Raw genomic sequence first — 15,340 nt, forward strand, 5'->3', positions numbered from 1 at the left:
TTATCTCTTCTTCTTTTTCCCTCGCTTGGGGCGGTGTACGCGACCGCCAGCACGATTCTTTCCGCTTGCCGACGGGCCGCCGCGCCCGCGGTACCCGGAACCACTAGCACCGCCTGCCGATTGGCTCTGATCTTGACGAGCCCGGCGCGGACGGCGTGCGCCCAGTTCCTTGACAAATCGCGGCAGCCCCGGAGCTGCGCGCAGCTCTTCAGCTTCAACGCCGGCTCCTGCCAGCAGCTCACGGGCCTGATCAACCTGGCGGTCACGCACAATCATCGCTACCGTGCCGGAAGCACCTGCACGCGCCGTGCGACCCGAGCGGTGAATGTACGTCGCGGAATCCCTTGGCGGATCCGCGTGCACAACCAAGTCAAGAGCATCGATATCAATGCCCCGAGCGGCCACATCCGTGGTGACGAGGACATTGATTTCACCGTCGGCAAAGGCCTTGAGGACTGTGCGACGAGTTGCCTGGCCGCGATCGCCGTGGAGGAAACCTAACTTGATGTCGTAGAACTGTAAAAACTTAGCCAGCTGCACGACACGCGCCTTAGAGTTGGCGAAGATGACGCACTGATCCTTGCGGGAGGCAATCCAGGCGACCACTTCGTCTGCCTCAGTGTTGTCCTCTACCCGAAGTAACAGATGCCGCATATTGCGCATGGTCAGCCGGGATGCAGTGACCTTGTGTTTCGCAACTTCGGTGCTACTTGCGCGACGATCGCGGATAAGCCCCGCGGCGTCGTCGTTAATCGTGGCGGAAAAGACCATGCGCTGTGCCGACTTCGGACACGCACGGACTAGGCCCAGAACATCGGGCAGAAAGCCCATGTCAGAGAGCATGTCCGCTTCGTCTACGACAACGGTAAGAACCTGCTCAAGATTGAGTAGACCGCGGCGGCGCAAATCGTGTGCGCGACCCGGTGTGACCACAGCGATATCGACTGGTGCTGCGAGCAGAGTCTGCTGCTTGGCCACGGAGTCACCGCCGACCAAGCTCAAGACACGCAGACCTGCAGCGGCGCCGATGTCAGCGAGGACATCAGCAATTTGATCTGCAAGTTCCCGCGTCGGCGAAATAATAAGCGCGCGCGGGTAACGGGGAAGCGCTGGAGAGGCGTTATTGAGTAACGTGACCAGCGGAATGCCGAATGCGAGCGTTTTGCCCGAGCCTGTGGGGGCCTGTGCAAGAACGTCCTTGCCAGCGAAAGCATCTGGCAAAGTCGCCACCTGCACGGCGGTGGGCGAAGTTATGTGCTGGGCACGCAGAATACTCACAATTGCTTCCGGCGTGCCCAACTGTCTGAAATCACTGGACTCAGCAGGAGGGGGCATGCTTGTTAGGATACCGCTATCCCCGGACTGCCATGCAATAGGCACGTCCGGTGAACTGGAAACCACCGTCCCATGAGATTTACCAACCGCGCCCCGGTTGCGCGTAGGCCTCGCGCTCAAGAACAGCAGCTCGACGGAAGATATTGCGGATAGATTTGAGCTCCGCATCGCTGGCCGTGGACATATTCTCTTCAAGGACCTCGAGAGCCTGCTGAACACTGTCAACATACTCGGGGTCGGAATACACCTCCACCCAGTCCGCAATCGTGGAATCCCCATCAACCAGCGATTTTCCTTGCAGAGTCAGCTCGGCTGTAACCCACATTTCGGCGACGATACTGGTTACGGCGACCCGATATGGATTGAAAGCGCTACAGGAAGAATGCACGTCCAGCAAAAGCTGCGTGATGGTTGTCGGCTCGATGTCCTCGAGCGCCGAAGAAGCCTCTTCCAGCGTGTTATTGCTCAATTCCAACGCACGCACCAGGGCTTCCTGCGCGACCGATGACCACAGAACCTGTTCCTTTGGGCAGGGTGCTTTCGTTGCCAGATGCGACAGGACTGGGAAAACTTGGTGCAAGTACCAGGCCTCTTGCGCTACGAAGAAGTTGGTTTCTTCCGAGGAAAGGTCGCCGCGGAGCATCGTGGGGACGCTGAACATTCCGCCAATCTCGGCAACGATGTCCTCGATGTCCCGCCACAGCTGGGAAGTAAAGGGGCCCGCCGGAGCAATCTGGAGTGAGTGCCCGAAGAAAGATTCCAACTCTTTTGGCGATTGCGCAGTGTCAGTGCCTTCGATGGCTCCTGGGGAAAAACTGGAGTTCAGATGTACTGGTTGCATTCGCCGAAGCGCGACCTTTTCCAGGCGACGAGCCCTGTGGCCGTGGTCAATGGGGCCGTGCCCCTGGCCGACGTTGAGGTTATCCGCGAAACGAATGGACTCGCTGAGCCAGCGCGTAGTCCAGCGCAGGGCATCATTAATCGCAGAGCCCCCACCAATCCGTGTGGCGAGAGCAGCGGACAGCGAACAACCCGTGCCATGGGTGTTCTCAGTGTGAATGCGGGGAGAAGAGCTGAAGAAAACCTGGCCATCGGGGGATGCCACGGCATTTCCGGCTTCCTCATCACTTAAGTGACCAGCTTTTGCAATCACGATGACATCGTTCTTGCCCGCGAACTCCAGCGCCTGCTCAATCAGCTCAGTGAAGTCGCTGGCCTCCGGGGCGTCGGCAAGCAACGCCAGTTCGGGAACATTCGGCGTGATGACGGTGGCTTCCGCGACCAAGTCCCGCATTGCATCCATGGCATCTTCGTCAAGCAGACGGTCGCCGGAGGTAGCGACCATAACCGGATCGAGAACAACCACGGCTGGCTTGGTCTCCTGAACCCAGCTGGTGACGGCCTGCGTGAGTTCGCGTGACCCCAACATGCCAATCTTCACCGCGTCGATGGTGACGTCCTCAGTCACAGCAGCCAGCTGCTCGACGAGGAAGTCAACAGGTGGGGTGTGGACGGCACGAACGCCCACGGTGTTCTGAGATACCAAAGCGGTGACCACGCCCATGCCATAACCACCGGCGGCAGCAATTGACTTTAAATCGGCATGCAGTCCAGCCCCACCGGTTGGGTCTGTGCCGGCGATGGAAAGAACTCGTGGCACAAAATCAGGCTTCGCCTTCAATGGAAATGGCATCTCAGACCCCTTTTAACTTCAAGAGTGTGAAGCGACAGACTTCAACACTATGCTTCAACCTCGGAGCGGTCGCCAGACCAGAGGGTGTGGAAAGCGCCCTCGCGGTCAACGCGCTTGTAAGTGTGTGCACCGAAGTAGTCACGCTGCCCCTGAACCAGCGCTGCCGGCAGGCGCTCTGCACGCAGGCCGTCATAGTAAGCCAGCGAGGAGGAGAACACCGGAGCCGGGATACCCATTTGTGCTGCAGTGACAACAACATCGCGCCAGGCGTCGAGGCACTCGGTGACCTGGTCACGGAAGTACTCGTCGAGTACCAGCGCCGGCAGCTCCGGATCGCGGTCGTACGCTTCCTTGATGCGGTTCAGGAACTGAGCGCGAATGATGCAGCCACCACGCCAGATGGTTGCCAGCGCACCGCGGTCAATTTCCCAGCCGTACTCCTTGGCGCCAGCGTTAATCTCATCAAAGCCCTGCGAGTAGGCAATGATCTTGGAAGCGTAGAGAGCCTTACGGACGCGTTCCACAAAAGCATCGCGATCCTCGGGCGCCTTAGCCAGGCTTCCTGACGGCAGGTTGCGTGCAGCCTCACGCTGAGCAAGGGAAGACGACAGGGCGCGAGCGAACACGGCCTCGCCAATACCAGTTACCGGAATGCCCAAGTCCAAAGCGGCCTTGACCGTCCAACGCCCGGTGCCCTTCTGACCAGCGGCATCCACGATGACATCCACCAGCGGCTTGCCTGTCTTCTCATCGACCTGGGAGAGAACCTCAGCGGTGATCTCAACCAAGTAGGAGTCCAGGTCGCCCTTGTTCCACTCGCGGAAGATATCTGCAATCTCTGCAGGGGTGAGGCCAGCGGCCTCGCGCAGCAGGTGGTAGGCCTCGCCGATGACCTGCATATCCGCGTACTCGATGCCGTTGTGGACCATCTTCACGAAGTGGCCAGCGCCATCGGAGGAAATGTGTGTACAGCACGGAACGCCATCAACGTGAGCGGAGATGGACTCCAGCAGCGGGCCGAGGGACTCGTAGGACTCCTTCGTGCCACCCGGCATAATGGATGGGCCGGTCAGAGCGCCTTCCTCACCACCGGAAATACCAGTGCCAACGTAGTGCAGGCCACGGGCGCGAATAGCCTTCTCACGACGGATGGTGTCCGTGTAAAGAGAGTTACCGCCATCAATGATGATGTCGCCGGGCTCCATCACGTCGGCAAGCTGATCGATGACCGCATCAGTAGCGGCACCTGCCTGAACCATAATCAGAGCGCGACGCGGGCGCTCCAGCGAAGCGACGAACTCTTCGATGGTCTCGGACGGGATGAATGAGCCTTCATCACCGTGTTCAGCGATGAGGGTGCGAGTTTTCTCCGGGCTGCGGTTGTACACGGCAACTGTGTGTCCCTTGTGGGCGAAGTTGCGCGCGATATTCGAGCCCATGACGGCGAGCCCGACGACACCAATTTGTGCGAGTTCATTGTTATCGGTCATGCCCACCATCTTAAAGCCTGGCCAGGGTTCGTTGTATCTGGGACTCAGAATTTGTTACTGGTTTTAACGTTAAAACTGCCACAAGTGATGGCGTGTGCTGGCACAATGTTTGGCATGGCTGACGAGACTATTGCGAATAATGGCAGTTCACAGGACTCTAACTCTGCAGATTCCGCCGCCGAGCAGGCGAAGAGGAAGGGGCTGCGCAAGTATATGACACTGGTGACGAAGGCTAGCCAGGAAGCCTTGAGCGATGAGGAGCTGGCTGTTTTTAACAGCACCTTGGGCGATAACGGAATCGGCGGTCTAGATACGCTGCTGGGCACGAAGTTTGTCCATGTCGGGCCGGAGCGAATTCAGATGGAGCTCGCAGTCGGGCCCGACCACCTGCAACCGTGGGGCCTAGCCAATGGCGGTGTTTACTGCTCGCTAGGTGAGACTGCTGGCTCTATTGCTGGTTTCGTTGCCTGCGGTGCGAAGAAGCCGGTCGTCGGTGTGAACAACAACACCGATTTTTACCGCTCCGCCCGGGCCGGCGAGGTAATTGTCACTACTGCGGAGCCGGAGTACCTGGGGCGCACCATGCAACTGTGGCGCATTGAGCACACCCGCAAGGCAGATGAAAAACTGCTGGCCCGCACCAACCTACGAATTGCGGTACTTGACAAGCCGCTGTAGCAAATCGTCATAGGTGGTAACGGGCCAGATAGGGAACTCGCAGGTGGTTAACCTTGGTTAGCTGTTTTCTAACCTAGCCACCTGCAAGTTAACTACTTGTTCTTATTTGCGCGGTGCTCGCGGCGGGTGTCGCGAACTTCCAGAGGCAGATCCTGCTCAGCCTTGTCCTTGTTGAGCTCGGCCAGGCGATTGATTGCATTGCGTGCGTACATCTGCTGGCGGGTGGAAACCATCTGCCAACGGTTGCGGTCCAGAACATTCAGACCCCAGCTGACGCAGGAGACGAGACGGTTGCGGAAGCCCACCAGGAACATCAGGTGGACAGCCAGCCACAGGACCCAGCCGATGAAGCCGGAGACCTCAACCTTGCCCATCTTCGCCACTGCAGAGAAGCGGGAGACGGTTGCCATGGAGCCCTTGTCGAAGTACTCGAACGGCTGGCGCTCCGCGACATCGCGGCCGTCTGCCTCGGCAGCAATGTTCTCAGCGACATACTCGCCACCCTGAATAGCAACCTGAGCAACACCCGGCAGGTTCTCGCGGTTGGACATGTCGCCCACGACGTAAACGTTCTTGCAGTCACCAGCTGTCATGTCCTCGTTGACAACGACGCGGCCAGCGCGGTCGGTCTCGGCGCCGGTCTGCTCGGCAATCATCTTACCCAGCGGGGAAGCGGACACGCCGGCGGACCAAATCTTGCAGAACGACGGGATGAACTCCTCGGTTTCATCCTTCATGTTCTTGTAGGTGACGCCCTCTTCATTGACGTCAGTGACCATCGCGCCCAGCTTGACGATGACACCCATCTTCTCCAAGGACTTCTGAGCCTTACGGCCCAGACGCTTGCCGAACGGCGGCAGAACCTGCGGTGCGCCGTCGAGCAACACGACACGTGCAGCGTGCGGGTTGTAGCTGCGGTAAGACGATGCGAGAGTGCGGTTAGCCAGCTCGGCCAGCTGACCAGCAAGCTCAACGCCGGTCGGGCCAGCACCGACGACCACGAAGGTCAGCAGACGCTCGCGCTCGGCCGGATCGTCGGTCAGCTCGGCGCGCTCGAATGCGCCAATGATACGAGCGCGAATCTCGAGTGCATCGTCGATGTTCTTCATACCCGGAGCAAACTCGGCAAAGTGATCATTGCCGAAGTAGGACTGGCCAGCGCCAGCGGCGACCAGGAGGTGGTCGTATTCCCACTTGGAAGTCTGGTGACCCAGTTCGGAAGTCACGACCTGTTTTTCGACATCGATGTCGGTGACATCGCCCTTGACAACACGAACGTTCTGAACACCGTCGAAGATGGTGCGAGTAGACGGTGCGATTTCGCCCGAGGAAAGGATGCCCGTTGCTACCTGGTAGAGCAGCGGCTGGAACAGGTGGTGGTTAGTGCGGTCGATGAGAGTGACGTCGACCTCGGCGTCCTGCAACTTCTTCGCCGCGAACAAGCCACCGAAACCCGAACCGATGACGACCACGTGCGGACGTCCGGAGTGCGGGCGGTACGGAGTCTCGGTCATGTATTTTCTCCTCACAGACTTTAAAGTTCTCGAAGTTTTGATTCGGCTTTTAGCCGGCAAGCCACAATAGTAATCCTCTCGGTGCGCCACCGCCTATTCTGGGTCCCTGCGCGGTAGGATTCGAGAGCAAACTCAGTTCGTTATTCGTACCTTTATGCGGCGCGATTGTTAGGAGGTTCGGGCAGGGTGAATTCGGCAAGCCGGCAGGCAATTGACGCAGAGCGATGGCCTCGGGTTGCGCGTATTCCAGAGGGGCGTTTCTTAGCGAAACGTGCTGACGTAATGGAGCGCTCATTCGAGCGGCTCTGCCAGAACAACGGCATTGAACTGGTTGAATCCGGCGAGTTTGTCGGGGAGTCCTTCATTACTCGGTCGACGAGTGACGCCGATTTGGCTATCGACGGTGTCGGTGGCGCCAGTTCCCGCAGTGACAGTGAATCTCCCGATGATTCCGTCACATTGCGTCCAGTCGTTTTCAGCGTCATTGATCCTGTTTTCTATTCTCGACTAGCTGATTCAGAATGGCTCGGATTGGGGGAGTCCTATCTCGCGGGCGAGTGGTCCAGTGATGACTTGCCAGAGCTTCTCAGCCGACTGCTCAGCGCCGAGTTTGATATTGCCTCGTCGGGGCCGCTGGCACGTGGTCTGATGAAAGTCGCGCGTTCACGCCCGCGTCTCGATGGGCCAGATATGGCGGGAGAGTTGCCGACCTCATTGCTGGAGCTTTATTCCGGCGAATTGCTGATGGGGGGTTCTGGCCTGTTCGCCTCCGGAGTGCGAACCTCGTCGCGTGAACAGATTCCCAACTATGCCCGCGGTGCGGGCAAGGGTGGGGTTCCCTCGCACTGGTCAGTTGACGTGACTTATGTCGATGCCCCAAAATCCGTCGCACGTGCTGATTTTCTGCATGCCCAGGTGCGCAATATTGAGCACATGCTCGATCTCGCTCGAGTGCGGGCTGGCGACCGTGTAGCCGAATGGCCGTCGGCAGGCGGAGAAATTGCACTTCGAGCTGCAGAAAGGGGAGCGGGTGCGGAGGTTATTACCGTCTCAGATGACCACACCGACACGGTGCTGGAACGGGTGGAAAAGGCTGGATTGCGCGGCGCGGTAGATGTAATCCAGATGGATCGCAACATTCCGTCGCCACGCGAATTCGAGTCTGACTTCGAGGCGGTTATCAACGTCGGGCGTCTGGAGACCTTCGGTCGTGCAGGTGCGCTGCGCTGGCTGAAGAGCGCCGAGCGTCTGCTTGTCGATCGCGGCACCATCGTCGTCCAAATGGTGGTAGCTACGGACAAATTCGACGCGCTCTCCGAGCGTAGCTTGGACCTCGTACGCGCTTACGTGTGGCCACAGCTGCAACTTTTCACCATGGAAGAGCTGCGCAAGATGGTTGACCGGGAAACCGGTCTGCGCATCGCGGCGGAGGAATACATTCCTTCGCACTTCGCGACGACCTTGCAGCTCCAGCGCGATTTCTTTGCAGCTCATGCGCGTGAAGCCGCTGGTATCGGCTACGACAGAGTGTTCCGGAGGATGTGGAATTACTACCTGTCGCTGTTTGAAGCGCTCGTGCGTGCAGAGAAAGTCACGCTCGTGCAGGTCGAACTCGTGCATGCGCCACGCAGGCCTCACTAGCAGCGGGCAGCTCCGGACGCGCTGGAAATTCGCTAGATAAATAGAGCCTACAAAAATAAATCACGTTTTTAGGCAAAACCACCTCAAAGGCGGTGTTTAGGGTCTAAAAACGAAACTATGAACGCACAGAGCACCACACGTACTGCAGACATTGTTGTCGTCGGCGCCGGACTTGCCGGATTGGTCGCGACGTATGAGGCCACGCAGGCAGGTAAGAAGGTCATCCTTGTCGATCAGGAGAATGCCAACAACCTCGGCGGACAGGCTTTCTGGTCGTTGGGAGGAATCTTTCTCGTCGACTCGCCAGAGCAACGCCGCCTAGGAGTCAAGGACAACCGCGAGCTCGCTGAAGCTGACTGGTTCAACTCCGCGCAGTTCGACCGCGAGGAAGACAACTGGGGACGCAAGTGGGCCAAGGCCTACCTGAACTTCGCGGCGGGGGAGAAGCGCGACTACCTCCGCAATCTCGGCGTGAAGTTCCTGCCTGCCGTCGGGTGGGCTGAGCGCGGTGAAGGGCGTGCCGACGGTCACGGTAACTCGGTACCCCGATTCCACTTGACCTGGGGCACAGGCCCCGAGATTGTCCGCGTTTTTGCAGAGCCGGTCGCTGAAGCTGCGAAGAAGGGGCTGGTGGAATACTGCCATCGCCACCGCGTTGATGAGGTGATTGTAGAAGATGGCCGCGCCGTCGGCGTGCGTGGCAAGATTCTGGTTCCCTGTGAATCTTTAGAGCGAGGAGTGGCGTCGTCACGCGAGGAAACAGGGGAGGACTTCGAGATCCGCGGGTCGGCCGTGTGCATTGCGACGGGCGGTGTCGGCGGCAACCTGGAAGCCGTGCGTAAGTGCTGGCCGACCGAGCGCCTGGGCGAGATGCCGAAGGACATGGTTTGCGGTGTGCCAGAGCATGTTGACGGCCGTGGCATTGAGATTGCAGAGCAAGTCGGCGCAAACCTCGTCAACCGTGACCGCATGTGGCATTACACCGAGGGTATGAAGAACTGGAATCCGGTGTGGCCGAACCACGGTATCCGTATCATCCCGGGACCGTCGGCCATGTGGTTCGACGCAGAGGGAAACCGCCTGCCTGCGCCGTATATTCCGGGCGCGGATACTGTCGGCACGATGAAGCACATTCTGGCTACCGGACATTCCTACTCCTGGTTTGTGCTGAATAAGAACATCGTGGCCAAGGAGTTTATCTTCTCTGGCTCAGAACAAAATCCGGATCTGACGGACAAGGAGATTAAGAAGCTGATTGGCAAGGTGACCTCTGGTGTCGCCGCGCCCATTCAGGCGTTTATGGATAACGGCGAAGACTGGGTGGTTGCCGACGATTTGCCGAAGCTGGTCGAGGGGATGAACGAGATCGTGGAAGCGAGCTCGGGCGGAGAGTCTGGTTCGGGCAGCGAGTCCGGAGCTGCAGCGCCGAAGATTGACTTGGAGAAGCTTGAGGAGCAGATCCGTCAGCGCGACATGCAGACCGGCAATCCCTTCTCCAAGGACTACCAGGTCAATTACGTCAACGTGGCCCGGAACTTCCTCGGGGACAAAATCATCCGCTCTGTGCCGCCATCACCGATTTTGGATCCGAAGAACGGCCCGCTGATTGCTATTCGTCTGCGCATGCTGACCCGCAAAACGCTCGGCGGCATTGAGACGACCCTCGACGGTCAGTGCTTGCACCCCGACGGAACTCCCTTTGAGGGGCTCTACGCCGCAGGCGAGGCCTCTGGCTTCGGTGGCGGCGGCGTCCACGGCAACAACGCACTGGAAGGCACATTCCTGGGCGGCTGTATTTTCAGTGGCCGCCAGGCAGGCCGCGCGATGGCGGAAGTGGTTAAGTAGCTACCGCATACCGGCACGGTTCGGTGGAAGAATCCGCGACTACTCCAGCCCGATGGAGAATGCACTTTCCAGATCGTGCTGAGAGTAGGTGCGGAAAGCCAGCTGAGTCTGAGTGCGAATGACGCCGTCGACCTTGCTGATGAGGTTTGGAATGATTTCCGCCAAATCATCGTGGTTAGTTGCGCGCACCACGACGACCAGGTCCCAGTCGCCAGTAACGGAGTAGACCTCAGTCACGCCGTCGATCTCGACGATAGTCTCGGCGGCCTCCGGAATCTTGTCAGCTTCGACATCGATGGACACAATTGCGGTAATCAAACTCATGGCTGCCTTTCCTCGGAGTTTAAACGTGGGGCCCGCTGAGTAGCGTGGCCCGGACCGCAAGATACGCAAGATTACTCAAGATACTGCGGCCCCGAAATTCATTTCTGTCACGATTCTACTGATTTCCAGGAAACAGCCTGGAGGATCCTGACGAAAGGCGGTAAAAAGGGCGCTATGACACAAACCGCATTTCAGTCCAACCCAGTCCAGCTTTCCGGCGACCTGCCCCAGGTGGGCAACAAGGCTCCGGAGTTTACCCTCACCGGTGGCGATCTCGGGGAGGTCACCAAGGAGACCTTCGCTGGTAAGAAGGTCGTCTACAACATCTTCCCGTCTGTAGACACCGGTGTTTGTGCAGCTTCGGTGCGTCACTTCAACGAGGACGCTGCTGGGCTGGACAACACCGTCGTGGTTAATGTTTCGCGTGACCTGCCGTTCGCTCTCGGCCGCTTCTGCGCTGCAGAAGGCCTGGACAACGTTGAGGTTGCCTCGGATTTCCGCCATGGTTTCGGCGAAGCCTTCGGTGTTGTCCAGCAGGATGGCCCGCTCGCAGGTCTGCTTGCTCGTGCCGTAGTCATCACTGACGAAGAGGGCAAGGTTATTTACAACCAGCTGGTCGATGAGATCACCACGGAGCCGGACTACGACTCCGCGCTGGCTGCGCTGAAGTAATTAGCTAACTAGCTCGCAGCAGCAAGTAACCAGCTGGAATCGACGGGGCTCGTCGGCGGTCTCGCTAGGCTGTTGCCTGGCGGACTTCGCCGACGAGCTCTTCTAGTACGTCCTCCAGTGCAACGATTCCGCTGACAGAGTTCTTCGAAGTACTATTTTGCTCTGTCACCAAGGCGAAGTGAGCCTGTTCGCGCTGCATAAGCCGCATGACCGATTGGAGCTTGGCGTTCGGGCTGACGGTTGCGAAGGTGCGAATCAGATTCCGCGGGAAGGCCTGGTCGCGGTGACCGTCGTCAAGCGAAAGCAGATCCTTGACGTGAATGTAGCCGATGAAGCTGCCGTCGGTATCAGTGATGGGGAAGCGGGAAAATCGCGTGCGTGCGCTGAGCTCTTCGATGTCGGTGACAGTGGTGTCGGCGTCAATGGTGACGAGGGTGTCGAGTTCCATAGTGACGTCCGCGGCGGTGAGATGCTCGAAGCCGAGAGCTTTGTGAAGGAGTGCGAGCTCGTCATCGTCGAGAAGCCCCTGACGCCCGGACTCGGCGACGAAATCCTGCACCTGACTAGCGGTGAAGGAGGAATCGACCTCGTCCTTCGGAGTGGCGCGAAGAACCTTACGAACCACGATGTTCGAGGTCGTATTCATCGCCCAGATAACCGGGTTGAGTAGCCGCACAATCACATACAGCGGAATAGCCACGAACTTCGCTGTCGGGCTGGGGGCCGCAATAGCGATGTTCTTCGGCACCATTTCGCCGACAACCATGTGTAAGAAAGTGACGATCAGCAGCGCCAACACCAGCGCAACCACGTGGGCGGTGCCCGCGGGGAGTCCAAGTGCTGTCATGTAGGGCTCGAAGAAGTGTGCAATTGCAGGCTCACCGACGGCACCGATGAGCAGGGAACAGGCGGTAATGCCAAGCTGTGTTGCCGCCAGGGAGGCTGACACGTTTTCGATACCGCGCAGCGCGTACTTTGCGCTGGTAGAGCCGCTGACGGCATCCGGTTCAATTTGGTCGCGGCGAGCCGAGACCATCGCAAATTCAGTAGCGACAAACCAGGCATTGAGGGCTAACAGCAAAATAAGAGTAAGTAGTGGCATGTTTTAGCCCTCCTGTTCGCTGTTGTGCTCGACGTGGTTGTGACTGGTGCCTTCCTGATCGGCGCCTTCATCCCTGTGCGCGACCTTGTTGCCGACGCGGTCCACCTGGACACGAATACGGCCAACGCGGTGACGCGCCATGCGCTCTACTCGGAAGGCGACTTCAGCGGTGGTAGGCAAGTTTTCCTGATCGAGGTTTTCGTGGTCGGTGGCTTCGACCGTGACAGTGTCGCCGAAACGCGGCATGCGATCTAAGCGCTCGGTAATAAATCCGCCAATCGTGTCGGATTCGTCGCCCTCCGGCAAAACCAGATTCAGAATCTCTCCCAGCTCATCCGGGCGCATGAGACCGGAAACAATCACCGTATTGGGGCTAATCCGGCTGTAGAGCAACGAACGATCGTCCTGTTCGTCATCGATTTCACCGACGATTTCCTCGACGAGATCCTCCAACGTCACAATACCGTCCGTGCCACCGTACTCATCGACGACAACCGCGAACTGGTATGCATCCTCACGCAATTGACGCATCAGCGGATCAAGCGTGGTCGAGTCGTTCACCACGAGCACATCTTTGGCCAGGCTCGCAGCTGACGTCGTCAAGCGTTGTGCGTGTGGCACGCTGAGCAGGTCGGTGTAGTGCACCACGCCGCGAATGTCGTCGACGCTATTGCCAACGACGGGGAAGCGTGCATGTCCAGAATCTGCGACGACTGTCAGCATCTCTGCGACGCTTTGATCTTCGATAAAGATAATCTGCGTGCGTGGCGTCATCACATCAGCCGCAGTGCGCTCGCCGAACTCAATCGATCGCGCCACCAACTCGGCGGTCTGCGGGTTAATCTTTCCTTCATCGCTAGAGCGCGTGACGACGGCACGGAGTTCCTCCGCGGTTCTGGCACTGGCAACCTCTTCCTCAGGGGAGAAGCCGAGCCGTTTTAGTACCCAATTAGCCGCGCTGTTGAGCAGCCAGACCAGCCAGCCGAATGCGAACATGAAGGCATTTTGCGGCCTGACCACGAGGTTTGCGACTTTCGTGGGCTCGGCGATGGCCCAGTTTTTGGGAACGAGTTCACCAAAGACCATTTGAGTGAAGGTTGCGATAATGAAAGCGCCCGTAGCGCTGATTGCAGTGACGGTGGCGGGAGAGACGCTAGTGCCACCAAAAGCGGCTTCGAGGAGCACGCCGAGGGAAGGTCCGGTAAGGAAACCAGCGACGAGGCTGGTGACCGTAATTCCCAGCTGTGCGCCGGAGAGGTTAGTAGAGGTGCGTGATAGAGCACGGTCTACTAAATATGCGGACTTTGAGCCGGAGTCTGCGGCCTTCTTGACGTCGTTTCTGTTAACCGTGAGGTAGGAAAACTCGACAGCAACGAAAACTGCGTTGGCGAAAACGAGAAAAAGAAAAGCTGCGAATACAATGAGCGCGGATACAATCACACGGCATCACCTGGAGTGTTTGCTGCGTTCGCTGAGGATGTTGCGGTTGCTACGGTTATTGCGCTTACTGCGGCTACAGAGAGCCCGTTTACCTTGGCTCGAGGCTCAGGGTCGTCGGACGAGTCAGCTCTATCTGACGTGTCTGACGTATCGGGTCTGTCGGAGCTACTGGATGTGTCTGAGAAATCAGGCATGAGGGAATCTTACAAAACATTCCTGAATAGCCGTGTAGCGAAAATCAATTCTTTGCTGAGTGGGCATGGCGGTGCGGGTTGGCAGGACAGTCTGACTGACTGGCTGGCTGGTTAGGCCTGACGACAATGGCGCATCGGCGGTAAAGGGGAGAGTAAGCCCCTAAGGCCAAAATGTCATAATGTATATTATCGGACAAATATTGACAGTGGCCAGCCCTGGGGGTTTCTGAATTTCTAGGGCTGTCACGTTTTCCGCCGCCGCGTTCTACCTGGGCGCTTGATCCATGCTGTCGGGCTTATTGTTCATTGGTCTTGGTGTCTGCTGCAAGCTCATCCGCGTTGCGGACGGCAATCTCTTCCCGCAGTCGCTTGTTCTGCCACAGCGTCATGCCAATCAGGAATATGCCAACAGCCACGAGCCACCACACGCCCTTGTAGGCCACGAATGCAATGAAGATAATCAGTAGCACCATTCGCACCTTTCGTGCGAGCAACATTGCTTCGTAGGTGTTCATATTGTTGCGGCTCCCAACTGGCCTATCAAAATTGTTTTTGGCGAGACTTCTGTGGTGTGTGACTAAATGGCTTTATTGCGTCACAGTGACGAAACGGGGCATATTTTCGCTGGCTAGAAGCCTCTTTTAGATTCGTTCTCGTGCGATCAATCTTTAGATGGCCGTGCCTGCTAGCCGAAACCTACGTGTCCTGCTTCTCCGCGACAATGCGTAGATTGAGTTCGCCGTTCTCCTCGATGGATGCAGCTACAAACTGTGGCAGGCGCACGTTGTAATCCAGGCGGTTGATTGGCAAGGTGCCCGACAGCAAAACCAGGTTTTCGGTGCGAGCGACCTTCATTGGCACGGTGACATCATTGGTGACACCGCGAATAGTCAGGCGTCCCGGAATCTCGATATTTGCCCATTGGCCGTTATCTGGAATGCTTGAAATATCGAGCGGCTCTGCAAGCTCAAACTTAGCTTCTGGGTACTGCTCAACGCTGAAAATATTGTTGCGGACATTGATGTCACGACGTTCAATATCGCTAGTCAGAGTTGCCATGTCAACAACAACGGATGCGTCCTCAAGATTGTTGTTAGCAACCTTCAGCTCGCCAGTGACTTCGTGGGTGGAACCGGACGTCGTCCGCCTACTGCCTGGCAGCACCTCGTTAAAAGTAAAGCCAACGGAGGTGTTCTGTGAGTTATCGCCACCGACAATCTTCCAGGTGCCATTCGCGTCAGTCGTTGCTGCAGGCAGCTCGTTAGCCTCGAAATCCCCAGTACGCACCCCTTCATGCGTGAAAACGCGATACAAAACTGGTCCCACAATAACAATTGCGAGCGCAACAACTGCAACGGCTATCAAAGTAATAATTGATTTACGGACACCAGAATTCATAGTGCTCATCCTAT

General features: G+C 57.8%; 13 protein-coding genes. 4 read left to right on the top strand and 9 right to left on the bottom strand.

Going from position 1 to position 15,340, the window contains the following annotated elements; all coding sequences use genetic code 11:
• From HMPREF2860_RS02050 to gndA, 3 genes are all read right to left on the bottom strand, one after another.
• Complete coding sequence (locus HMPREF2860_RS02050) at window positions 1–1,335, bottom strand: DEAD/DEAH box helicase (RefSeq protein ID WP_236658583.1); 1,335 nt, start codon at window positions 1,333–1,335, stop codon at window positions 1–3.
• Between the two features lie 79 nt (window positions 1,336–1,414).
• Window positions 1,415–3,028: a bifunctional hydroxymethylpyrimidine kinase/phosphomethylpyrimidine kinase gene (locus HMPREF2860_RS02055; RefSeq protein ID WP_070628533.1), complete on the bottom strand. Its 1,614-nt coding sequence runs from the start codon at window positions 3,026–3,028 to the stop codon at window positions 1,415–1,417.
• A 47-nt stretch (window positions 3,029–3,075) separates the two neighbouring features.
• Window positions 3,076–4,518: an NADP-dependent phosphogluconate dehydrogenase gene (gene gndA / locus HMPREF2860_RS02060; RefSeq protein ID WP_197914494.1), complete on the bottom strand. Its 1,443-nt coding sequence runs from the start codon at window positions 4,516–4,518 to the stop codon at window positions 3,076–3,078.
• Window positions 4,519–4,632: 114 nt separating this feature from the next.
• Between gndA and HMPREF2860_RS02065 the strand changes: the two genes are divergently transcribed.
• Window positions 4,633–5,196 (top strand): PaaI family thioesterase, encoded by a 564-nt coding sequence (locus HMPREF2860_RS02065; protein WP_224786555.1) that lies wholly within the window; start codon window positions 4,633–4,635, stop codon window positions 5,194–5,196.
• 92 nt (window positions 5,197–5,288) lie between these two features.
• On the opposite strand, the gene HMPREF2860_RS02070 is transcribed toward HMPREF2860_RS02065, so the two are convergent.
• Window positions 5,289–6,710, bottom strand: coding sequence for an NAD(P)/FAD-dependent oxidoreductase (locus HMPREF2860_RS02070; protein ID WP_049181063.1), 1,422 nt, complete (start codon window positions 6,708–6,710; stop codon window positions 5,289–5,291).
• Between the two features lie 186 nt (window positions 6,711–6,896).
• Between HMPREF2860_RS02070 and HMPREF2860_RS02075 the strand changes: the two genes are divergently transcribed.
• Together HMPREF2860_RS02075 and HMPREF2860_RS02080 are read left to right on the top strand one after the other, a co-directional pair.
• Window positions 6,897–8,351: a class I SAM-dependent methyltransferase gene (locus HMPREF2860_RS02075; RefSeq protein WP_070628534.1), complete on the top strand. Its 1,455-nt coding sequence runs from the start codon at window positions 6,897–6,899 to the stop codon at window positions 8,349–8,351.
• 117 nt (window positions 8,352–8,468) lie between these two features.
• The gene (locus HMPREF2860_RS02080) at window positions 8,469–10,196 is read left to right on the top strand and encodes an FAD-binding dehydrogenase (RefSeq protein ID WP_070628535.1); all 1,728 of its coding nucleotides are present in this window, start codon (window positions 8,469–8,471) and stop codon (window positions 10,194–10,196) included.
• Window positions 10,197–10,235: 39 nt separating this feature from the next.
• On the opposite strand, the gene HMPREF2860_RS02085 is transcribed toward HMPREF2860_RS02080, so the two are convergent.
• Window positions 10,236–10,520, bottom strand: a complete 285-nt coding sequence (locus tag HMPREF2860_RS02085; RefSeq protein WP_005511316.1) for an Lrp/AsnC family transcriptional regulator — start codon at window positions 10,518–10,520, stop codon at window positions 10,236–10,238.
• A 174-nt stretch (window positions 10,521–10,694) separates the two neighbouring features.
• Here HMPREF2860_RS02085 and tpx point away from each other — a divergent pair, with 174 nt between their 5' ends.
• Complete coding sequence (gene tpx / locus HMPREF2860_RS02090) at window positions 10,695–11,192, top strand: thiol peroxidase (RefSeq protein ID WP_038625527.1); 498 nt, start codon at window positions 10,695–10,697, stop codon at window positions 11,190–11,192.
• 64 nt (window positions 11,193–11,256) lie between these two features.
• Here the strand turns inward: tpx and HMPREF2860_RS02095 are convergent, their stop codons facing one another.
• The 4 genes from HMPREF2860_RS02095 to HMPREF2860_RS02110 form a co-directional block, all read right to left on the bottom strand.
• Entirely contained in the window at window positions 11,257–12,294 is a 1,038-nt protein-coding gene (locus HMPREF2860_RS02095) for a hemolysin family protein (RefSeq protein ID WP_070628536.1), read from the bottom strand.
• Between the two features lie 3 nt (window positions 12,295–12,297).
• The gene (locus tag HMPREF2860_RS02100; RefSeq protein WP_070628537.1) at window positions 12,298–13,734 is read right to left on the bottom strand and encodes a hemolysin family protein; all 1,437 of its coding nucleotides are present in this window, start codon (window positions 13,732–13,734) and stop codon (window positions 12,298–12,300) included.
• 490 nt (window positions 13,735–14,224) lie between these two features.
• Complete coding sequence (locus HMPREF2860_RS02105; RefSeq protein ID WP_070546153.1) at window positions 14,225–14,443, bottom strand: hypothetical protein; 219 nt, start codon at window positions 14,441–14,443, stop codon at window positions 14,225–14,227.
• Window positions 14,444–14,624: 181 nt separating this feature from the next.
• A complete protein-coding gene (locus HMPREF2860_RS02110; protein WP_070560246.1) occupies window positions 14,625–15,335 on the bottom strand; it encodes a YceI family protein in 711 nt (236 codons plus the stop codon).
• Window positions 15,336–15,340 lie beyond the last annotated feature (5 nt).

The organism is Corynebacterium sp. HMSC064E10 (genome assembly GCF_001812505.1).
Classification (GTDB): Bacteria; Actinomycetota; Actinomycetes; order Mycobacteriales; family Mycobacteriaceae; genus Corynebacterium; species Corynebacterium amycolatum.